Origin of the sequence: Kitasatospora sp. NPDC059599 (assembly GCF_042735125.1) — a bacterium.
Lineage (GTDB): Bacteria > Actinomycetota > Actinomycetes > Streptomycetales > Streptomycetaceae > Kitasatospora.
Genome location: NZ_JBHWCL010000057.1, coordinates 43010 through 51649 on the forward strand (window position 1 = coordinate 43010; position 8640 = coordinate 51649).

Sequence of the window (8640 nt, forward strand, 5' to 3'; positions counted from 1 at the left end):
CTCAGTACTTGCGGACGGTGGCGGCCTCGGCCAGCGCCAGCAGCACCCCGCGGGCCCGCTCGTCCGCCAGTGGCGCCGCCTCCAGCGCGGCCAGCGACTGCCGCATCAGCTCCTCGATGCGGTGCTCCACCAGCTCGGGCGCGCCGCTGCGGGCGACCAGCTCGCGCAGCCCGGCGACCTCCTCGGGCGCCAGGTCCGGCGCGCCGAGCCGCTCGTCCAGGTGCCGGGCGTCGGCGGCGGACAGGCCGCGCATCGCGTGGGCGACCAGCAGGGTGCGCTTGCCCTCGCGCAGGTCGTCGCCGGCCGGCTTGCCGGTGACCGCCGGGTCCCCGAAGACGCCGAGCAGGTCGTCCCGCAGCTGGAAGGCCTCGCCCAGCGGCAGCCCGAACGCCCCGAGGGCCCCGACCAGCTCCGGCCCGGCCCCGGCCAGCAGCGCGCCGACCTGCAGGGGTCGCTCGATCGTGTACTTCGCCGACTTGTAGTGCAGCACGGTCCGCGCCCGGTCCAGCGCGCCCTCGTCCGTCGAGTCGCCGGCCACCGGCTCCAGCACGTCCAGGTACTGGCCGAGCATGACCTCGGTGCGCATCAGGTCGAACACCGGCTTGGCGGCCAGTACGGCGGCCGGCTCCAGGCCGGAGCGCAGGAACAGCTCGTCGCACCAGATCAGCAGCAGGTCGCCGAGCAGGACGGCGGCCGAGGCGCCGTACTGCTCCCGGTCGCCGCGCCAGCCGCTGTCGCGGTGCAGCGCCTCGAAGCGGCGGTGGACCGAGGGCAGGCCGCGGCGGGTGTCGCTGCGGTCCATCAGGTCGTCGTGCACCAGGGCGCTCGCCTGGAGCAGCTCCAGGGCGCCGGCCGCGTTGGCGATCCCGTCGCCGGCGGAGCCCTCGGCCGGGCCGCCGGCGGCGCGCCAGCCCCAGTAGCAGAAGGCCGGGCGCAGCCGCTTGCCGCCGTCCAGCAGGAAGTCGCGCAGGGCGTCGGCGGCCGGCACCAGTTGCGGCGAGATCGTGCCGAGCAGCGCGGACTGGCCGTCCATGAACGCGGCGAGCGCGGCGTTGACGCGTGTGCGGACGTCCTCCACGTCAATGGGGTTGGCCGGCCGGGTGCTGGACGAGATCACGATGGGGCTCCGCTGGTTCTCTGGGGTGCAGCAAGCGTAGCTGGGTGGCTGGGAACGGGCGTGCGAGCGGGCCCGCGGGGGTGGTCGGAGGGGGCGGCGCCCGGGGTGTCGGGCGGTTGCCGCGGGGGTGCCGTGCAGTTGCCGCCGAGTTGCAGCGGAGTTGCCCGGGACCAACCGGAATGCCGTCCGCCAGTTGTCTCAATCCGTGGAATCGAGTTGTCCGGCCTCGTCGGAGGCCCGATAGCCTGCCAGCATGGCACTCGGAATCGCTTCCACGAGAACGGACCGCGCACTGACCGTCCGCGAGCTCCTGGCGGCCGGCAAGCGCTCCTTCTCCTTCGAGTTCATGCCGCCGCGCACCGAGGCCGGTGAGCAGAAGCTCTGGGACGCCATCCGTCGACTCGAACCGCTCGACCCGAACTTCGTCTGCATGACGTACGGGGCGGGCGGCTCCTCGCGCGAGCGCACGGTCAACATGGTCGGCCGGATCGCCACCGAGACCACGCTGACCCCGGTCGCCCACCTGACCGCCGTCGACCACTCGATCGCGGAGCTGCGCAACATCATCGGCCAGTACGCGGACCAGGGCGTGCGCAACGTCCTCGCCGTCCGGGGCGACCCGCCCGGCGACCCGATGGGCGAGTGGGTCAGTCACCCGGAGGGCGTCACCTACGCCTACGAGCTGGTGGAGCTGATCAAGGGCATCGGTGACTTCTGCGTCGGCGTCGCCGCCTCGCCGAACATGCACCCGCGCTCGACGGACTGGGACGACGACATCCGGCACTTCGTGGCGAAGATCCGCTCCGGCGCCGATTACGCGATCACCCAGATGTTCTTCGAGGTGGACGACTACCTGCGGCTGCGCGACCGGGTGACCGCCGCCGGCTGCGAGACGCCGATCATCCCGGAGATCATGCCGGTCACCAACGCCAAGCAGCTGGAGCGCTTCCCGCAGCTCAGCGGCTCGGCCTTCCCCGCCGACCTGGAGGCCCGCCTGCGGGCCGCCATCGACGACCCGGCGGCGCTGCGGGCCGTCGGCATGGAGCACGCCACGGCGATGGCCGAGCGCCTGCTCGCCGAGGGCGCGCCCGGCCTGCACTTCATCACGCTGAACCACTCGACGGCGACCCTGGAGATCTACCAGAACCTGGGGCTGCACCAGCGCTGAGCGGCCGCCCGGCGCCCGGCCGGCGGGCCTTCCCGCAGGCTGTCCGGCCGACGGGTGGTCCTTCCGAACGCCGCGCTGACGCCGGACGTTCACGAGCCCGCCACCGTACCGACGGTGACGGGCTCGGTCGTGTGCGGCCGGTGCCGGGTGCGGCGGGAACGCGATGCGGTACCCCGGCCGTTGAACCGGTACAGTCGCCGGACACGCGCGGCGTGGACGCGCGGGCACGCGACTGGAGGTAGCGGGCGGATGGGCATCGGATACCTGCTGCTGTACGCCGCGTTGGCGGTGGTGGCGCTCTGGCTGGTCGCCGAGGTACTGCTGCAGAACCGGGCGCCGGTGCACTGGCGGGCCCTGGCCCTGGTCGGCTTCCTGGGCGTGGCCGTCGGGATGGGCCTGGGGTCGGTCGTGGTGATCGGGGCCGGTGCGGCGCTGTTCGCGCTCGGCCAGACCTTCGTGACGCTCTCGGTCAAGCGCGGCCACCAGGACGGCTGGTCCCTGCGGAAGGCCGACGGCAGTCTGCCGGGCCCGCTCGCCAAGGTGCCGCTGCTCGGCGCCCTCACCGGCGGCGGGGCCGCGGTGGCTGCCGTCGCGGTCGCGGCGGAGCGGATCGGCGAGGTCAGCGCCGTCGAGGAGACCCCGGCCGCCCCGCCGGCGCCGGTGTCGCAGGAGGCGCCGGAGGTCGAGCAGACCGCCGCCTTCGAGATGCAGGAGCTCGCCCAGGACGGCATCTACGCCCCCGGGTACTACGAGCAGCAGCCGCAGCCGCAGCAGCAGGCCCAGGACCCGTACGCCACCGCCTACCAGGGCGGCTACGACCAGCAGCAGTGGCAGACCGCGCAGCAGCCCGCCTTCGCCTACGACCAGTCCTACGGCGCCTACCCGCAGCCGGACCAGCAGCAGGACCCGTACGGCGGCTACCCGCAGCAGCAGGGCGGGCAGCACGACCAGTACGCGGGCTACCAGCAGCACCAGCAGCACCAGCAGGCCTGGGACCCGAACACCCAGGGGTACCAGCAGCAGCACCAGGAGCAGTGGCAGCCCCAGCCGGACCCGAACGCCCAGGGCATCCCGCAGCAGCAGGCGTACGACCAGACCTACGGCTACCAGCAGCAGAACACCTGGCACCAGGGCTGACGCGCCCGGCGGGCGGCAGTCGGCGCACCGCCCCCCCGCCCGGCCCCACGTCCTACGCGGGGCCGACCAGGCCGGCGGCGATGCAGGCCGACATGCCGACGCGGGCCAGTCCGCCACCGGGATGGGCGGTGCCGCCGATGAGGTAGAGACCGGGGACGGGCGTCTCGTTGGCGGCCTTCAGCCAGTCGCCGTCGGCTCCGGCGAGCACGGGCAGGGCGACCGAGCCGCCCGGGGCGCCGGTCTCCCGGCGGGTGTCCTCCGGGGTGCGCACGACCCGCCACAGCACCCGCTCCCGCAGGCCGGCGCCGGCCGCGTCGACGTGGGCGAGCAGCAGGTCGGCGTAGCGGTCGGCGACACCGGGGGCGGTCCAGTCGACCTCGCCCTGGGCCGGGACGGTCGCGGTCAGCACCACGCTCTCGTGCGCGTCGTCGGGTCGCAGCGCGGGGTCGTCCGGGCGGAGCACCTGCACGGTGGGGCGCTCGCAGAGCGGGCCCCGGCCGGTCAGCGACCGCTCCTCGGCGGCGAGGTCGGGAGCGTGCACCACCGTCCGGTGCGCCGTGCCCGCGGGACGAGGGCCGCGCAGGGCGAGCAGCACGCCGAACCGGCCGGGCGCTCCCGACGGACGCCACGCCTCGGCCGGCTTCCCCGGCCACTGCGCCAGGCCGCCGCCGAACAGCGCACCGGCGTCCATCGCCGAGAGCACCAGGTCGGCGTCGATCCGGCCGGCCGCGGTCTCGACGCCGCGCGCCCGGCCGTCCTCCACGACGACCCGGGTGACGGGGGTGTCGAAGCGGAACTCGACCTTGCGCAGCTCGCAGCGCCGGAACACCGCCTCCGCCAGGGCGCGCAGGCCGCCCCGGACGTACCAGACGCCGAAGGACTGCTCCATGTACGGCAGCACGGTCGCCCCGGCGGGGGCCCGGCCCGGGGCGAAGCCGTAGCGGACCGCGGACTCGAACAGCAGGGCGGTCAGGCCGGGGTGTCCGTCCAGCTGGCGCGCCGCCACGTCGTGCAGGGTCCACGGGACGGCGCGGCGCAGCCGGGCCAGGCCGGTGCGCGGCGGGACGGGGTACGGATCGGCGCCCAGGAACGCGCGGTCCGACGGGAGCGGCTCCTCCAGCAGAGGGCGGCGGGTGGCCTCCCAGACCGTCCGGCCGTGGTTCATCACCGCGCTCCAGCGGGCGCCGGAGCCGGCCCCGAAGGCCGCGTCCAGGGCCTGGCTGACGCCACCTCGGGAGGCGTTGGGCAGTGCGACGGCGGTGCCGTCGGCGAAGACGTGCCGGCTCTCCGGATCGACCGGGGCCAGCTCGACCAGCTGCTCCAGCGGCTCCTTGCCGGTCTTCAGCGCGAGGTCGCGGTAGACGGCGGGCAGGGCCAGCAGCCCGGGCCCGGTGTCGAAGGCGAAGCCGTCCCGCTCGTACCGGCCGACCATGCCCCCGTACGTGCCGCCCGCCTCGCAGACCGTCACCCGGTGGCCGAGCGTGGCCAGCCGGGAGGCCGCCGCGAGCCCGCTCATTCCTGCGCCGATGATGACGATCCGTGCCATGGGTCCTGATCCTAGGACCCCGGGACGCCGCGGCCCGCGGTCAGCCCCCGGCCGCCTGCTGCCGTCAGGCCCCCGGCTGTCCGGCGTACGCGCCGGCGGCGGCCCGGGCGGCCTTGCGCTCGCGGCGCCGGGCCCGGAAGGCGCGGATCTTGCTGATCGCCAGCCACACCAGCAGCAGCCCGACGGCCAGGACCACGGCCGCGATCGAGGCGGCCAGCCACGGGTGGAAGATCGCCAGGGTGACCAGGCCGGCCACCGAGAGGTCCTCCGCCATGCTGACCACGATGTTGCTGGCCGGCTCGGGCGAGGTGTTGACGGCCATCCGCAGCGAGGCCTTCACCAGGTGGCTGACCAGCGCCGTCGTGCCGCCCATCGCGCCGGCCGCGACCTCGCTGAGCGAACCGGGGTCGTTGCTCGCGATCAGCACGCCCACGGTGGCGCCGGCGATCGGCCGGATCACGGTGTGCACGACGTCCCAGACGCTGTCCACGTACGGGATCTTGTCGGCCACCGCCTCCACCGCGAACAGCACGGCGGCCGCGATCAGCACGTCCGTGCGCTCCAGCGCGTGCGGCACCGACTCCGCGCCGGCGAACCGGCCCAGCAGGCCGAGCAGCAGCACCACCGCGTAGGCGTTGATACCGCTGGCCAGTCCGCTGGTGAAGATCAGCGGCAGGATCGTCATGGCCTCCCCCTCCTCGCAAGAACCCGGGCCGGTTCCGCCCGGCCCCGCCGTACCGTACCCGGACCCGGGACGCCGTGCGGGCCCCCGCCGGTTCCGCCGCCGGGGGAGCGCCCGGGGGAGCACCGGGGCACTGAGTACGGATACTCAGATGCACGGTTGAGTACGTCAGCGGATGGCCCCCGACCTGCGGAGACGGGAGAGTGGTGACACCCGGGAGGGAACGGCGCGTCGGGCGCCGGGCCCACCCGGGTGGCGGATCCTCCGTCCCCCCGGCCGTACGGCCGGGGGCGGTGACGGAAGATCCGCAACGGGGCTGGTCACGGTCCCCGCACCGCCGACACGGGGCGGCGGAGCGGGCCGGGGGGAGACCGGCCACGGGGGAGGTTCGCCACCGTCGTCCGTGGGGGGAACGGCGGAGGCGACGGCACACGGCGGCGGCGCGGTCCGGGGGAGGGCCCGCGCCCGCCGCCGCTCTGCTTTCCGGGGCCTCCCGCCCGGAACGGACGGATTGCTCCCGCCCGGAACGGACGGATTGTCAGTGGTGCCGGTCACGATGGAGGGGCACGGACCACCCGGTCCGCGCGCTGCCTCGGAACGGGGGAGACCATGACCATCAGCCATCCGGAGCCCGTCACCGCCCGCCTCCACTCCGCCGCCCTCCCGCACATCCCGGACCCGTCGGGCGGGCGCCCCGCCGGCCGGGACGTCCACCCCGTGCTGCGCCGGGTCGCCGCGCCGCCGGCCGCCCTCGACCTGCTCACCGACGCCCACCGCACGCTCGCCCGGGCCCGCGCCCTGGAGGACCCGCTGGAGCGGTACGCCACCGCGCACCTGGCGGCGCTGCGCACGGTGGCGGCCGTCCTGGCGGTGCGCGGCCGCCCGGAGAAGAACCCGCGGCGGCGCAAGGCCATCCGCAGTGCCTGGGAGGTGCTGCCCGAGATCGCCCCGGAGCTCGCCGAGTGGGCGCTCTACTACGGTGCCGGCGCCCGCCGCCGGGCCGCTGCCGAGGCCGGGATCCGGGGCGCCGCGTCGGCCCGCGACGCCGACGACCTGATCCGCAACTCCGCCCTGTTCCTGCGCCTGGTCGAGCGGCTGCTGGGCCTGCGGGCGGTCCCGCCCACACCGCGGTTGCCGCTGGACGGCGAGGAGCCGTCAGGCGCGAGCGACCCGGCCACCCGGCAGGCTTAAGGTGGAGGCATCCTGATCGAACTGCACGTGCCAAGGAGTCCCACCTTGTACCCGACGCGTCCCCGCAGTGCCCTGCGTACCGCCGTGGTGTGGGAGGTGGTGCGGGCAGCCCTGGAGAAGCGGGCGGCCGAGCTGGACCAGCCGGTGCTCGACGTGGTCGACACCGGCGGCGGCACGGGCAACTTCGCCGTGCCGGTGGCCAAGCTCGGCCACCGGGTGACCGTGGTCGACCCGAGCCCGGACGCGCTGTTCGCCCTGGAGCGGCGGGCCGCCGAGGCCGGCGTCACGGACCTGGTCCGGGCCGTCCAGGGCGACACCCAGACACTGCCCGACCTCGTCGCCCCCGGCACCGTGGACGCGGTGCTCTGCCACGGCGTGCTGGAGGTCGTGGACGACCCGGCGGAGGCGCTCGGCAGCCTGGCCGGCACCCTGCGCAAGGGCGGGCTGGTCAGCCTGCTGGCCGCCAACCGCAACGGCGCCGTCCTGGCCCGCGCGCTGGCGGGCCACTTCACCGAGGCCCGGACGGTGCTCTCCGCCACCGACGGCCGCTGGGGCGAGCAGGACCCGATGCCGCGCCGCTTCACCGGTGACGAGCTGGGCCGGCTCGCCGAGGACGCGGGCCTGCGGGTGGAGTCGGTGCACGGCGTGCGGGTCTTCGCCGACCTGGTCCCCGGGGTGCTGGTGGACACCGAGCCGGGGGCGCTGGAGGCGCTGCTGAAGCTGGAGCAGGCCGCCGCCGAGCAGCCCGCCTTCCACGCCGTGGCGACCCAGCTGCACCTGCTGGCGACCCTGGCCTGAACCCGGACCGAATCCGGGCCGAATCCGGACCGAGTCCGGAGGGAGTTCCGGCCCGAATTCGGATCGGGCCCGGATCGGGTCCCGCCGGAGCCGCCCCTCGCCGGGCCTTCGCGAACCCTCCGCGAGACCTTCGCCGCCGTACGGTTCGCACACCGTACGGCGGCGGTTCGCATTCCGGACGCCCGCCCGTTCCCGGGCCCGGCTGACCGGCCGGTTCCCGTTCTCCTGAGGCGGAGGTCCCCAGGTCCGGACTGATTCCACCGGATCGGGCACTTGTCCGGGGCGTGGCGCGTTGACACCGGTGCGGCCGTGCCCGGTCGAAGTGGCTGGGCCCACGCGGCGCAGACCACCCCGTAACGGGCCTACGGACCGTATGATCTGGGTAAAGCCGGAAAGCATGACAGCCGGATGCGTGGGGCATATGGACGACACGGGCCGGGTCCCCCGCACGGGCGTCCGACCGTGTGCCCCAAGGCTGATTGGACTTGCCTCCCCGACCGGGGTGGGCGGACCGGTCGCACCCGCGACCGACGAGTAGGAGGACTCCGTGCCGCTCTCGGAGCACGAGCAGCAACTGCTCGACCAGATGGAGCGAGCGCTGTATGCCGAAGATCCCAAATTCGCGTCGGCGCTCGAGGGAACCGGGCTGCGCACCTACACCCGTCGGCGGGTCTACCTGGCCATCGCCGGATTCGTGGTGGGGATCGGCCTCTTGATGGGTGGCATGGTCGTTCCGAACCAGATCTGGGTCAGCGTCGTGGGCTTCCTGGTGATGCTCGGCTGCGCGGTGTTCGCCGTGACCGGCTGGCGTCGCGGGCCCGCGAGCCAGGGCTCCGGGCCGCGCCAGGCCGCCGCCCCGCGCCGCAAGGCCGGGATGATGGACCGGGTCGAGCAGCGCTGGCAGCGTCGCCGGGACGAGCAGACCGGCGGCTTCTGAGCCTCCGGGCCGCAACGGCGCGACACAGACGTACCGGGACGCCGGGGGCGGGCAGTCGACCGAC

8 protein-coding genes are annotated in these 8640 nt (G+C 75.0%); 5 read left to right on the plus strand and 3 right to left on the minus strand.

The features are described from left to right. Position 1: 1 nt before the first annotated feature. Complete coding sequence (locus ACFV04_RS21035; RefSeq protein ID WP_360262169.1) at positions 2-1117, minus strand: polyprenyl synthetase family protein; 1116 nt, start codon at positions 1115-1117, stop codon at positions 2-4. Between the two features lie 253 nt (positions 1118-1370). On the opposite strand from ACFV04_RS21035, the gene metF reads away from it, so the two are divergent. Both metF and ACFV04_RS21045 read left to right on the plus strand, forming a co-directional pair. Continuing rightward, positions 1371-2285, plus strand: coding sequence for a methylenetetrahydrofolate reductase [NAD(P)H] (gene metF, locus ACFV04_RS21040; protein WP_380337933.1), 915 nt, complete (start codon positions 1371-1373; stop codon positions 2283-2285). A 249-nt stretch (positions 2286-2534) separates the two neighbouring features. Further along, the gene (locus tag ACFV04_RS21045; RefSeq protein ID WP_380531018.1) at positions 2535-3422 is read left to right on the plus strand and encodes a hypothetical protein; all 888 of its coding nucleotides are present in this window, start codon (positions 2535-2537) and stop codon (positions 3420-3422) included. 52 nt (positions 3423-3474) lie between these two features. Here ACFV04_RS21045 and ACFV04_RS21050 read toward each other — a convergent pair whose 3' ends face one another. Next, on the minus strand, positions 3475-4968 hold the full coding sequence (locus ACFV04_RS21050) for a phytoene desaturase family protein (RefSeq protein ID WP_380531021.1): 1494 nt from the start codon (positions 4966-4968) through the stop codon (positions 3475-3477). Positions 4969-5032: 64 nt separating this feature from the next. Then, positions 5033-5653 (minus strand): DUF4126 domain-containing protein, encoded by a 621-nt coding sequence (locus tag ACFV04_RS21055; protein WP_380531024.1) that lies wholly within the window; start codon positions 5651-5653, stop codon positions 5033-5035. Between the two features lie 612 nt (positions 5654-6265). On the opposite strand from ACFV04_RS21055, the gene ACFV04_RS21060 reads away from it, so the two are divergent. The 3 genes from ACFV04_RS21060 to ACFV04_RS21070 all read left to right on the plus strand — a co-directional run bounded on the left by ACFV04_RS21060 (position 6266) and on the right by ACFV04_RS21070 (position 8576). Then, positions 6266-6841, plus strand: coding sequence for an SAV_6107 family HEPN domain-containing protein (locus tag ACFV04_RS21060; RefSeq protein ID WP_380531034.1), 576 nt, complete (start codon positions 6266-6268; stop codon positions 6839-6841). A gap of 45 nt (positions 6842-6886) precedes the next feature. Next, positions 6887-7639 carry a methyltransferase domain-containing protein gene (locus ACFV04_RS21065; RefSeq protein WP_360262175.1) on the plus strand — a complete coding sequence of 251 codons (753 nt, stop codon included), beginning with the start codon at positions 6887-6889 and terminating at the stop codon, positions 7637-7639. 547 nt (positions 7640-8186) lie between these two features. Continuing rightward, a complete protein-coding gene (locus ACFV04_RS21070; protein ID WP_360262176.1) occupies positions 8187-8576 on the plus strand; it encodes a DUF3040 domain-containing protein in 390 nt (129 codons plus the stop codon). The last annotated feature ends 64 nt before the right edge of the window (positions 8577-8640 follow it).

Coding starts and splice junctions, on each gene's coding strand:
- metF (WP_380337933.1), top strand. CDS start 1,371: ATGGCACTCGGAATCGCTTCCACGAGAACGGACCGCGCACTGACCGTC.
- ACFV04_RS21055 (WP_380531024.1), bottom strand. CDS start 5,653: ATGACGATCCTGCCGCTGATCTTCACCAGCGGACTGGCCAGCGGTATC.
- ACFV04_RS21045 (WP_380531018.1), top strand. CDS start 2,535: ATGGGCATCGGATACCTGCTGCTGTACGCCGCGTTGGCGGTGGTGGCG.
- ACFV04_RS21050 (WP_380531021.1), bottom strand. CDS start 4,968: ATGGCACGGATCGTCATCATCGGCGCAGGAATGAGCGGGCTCGCGGCG.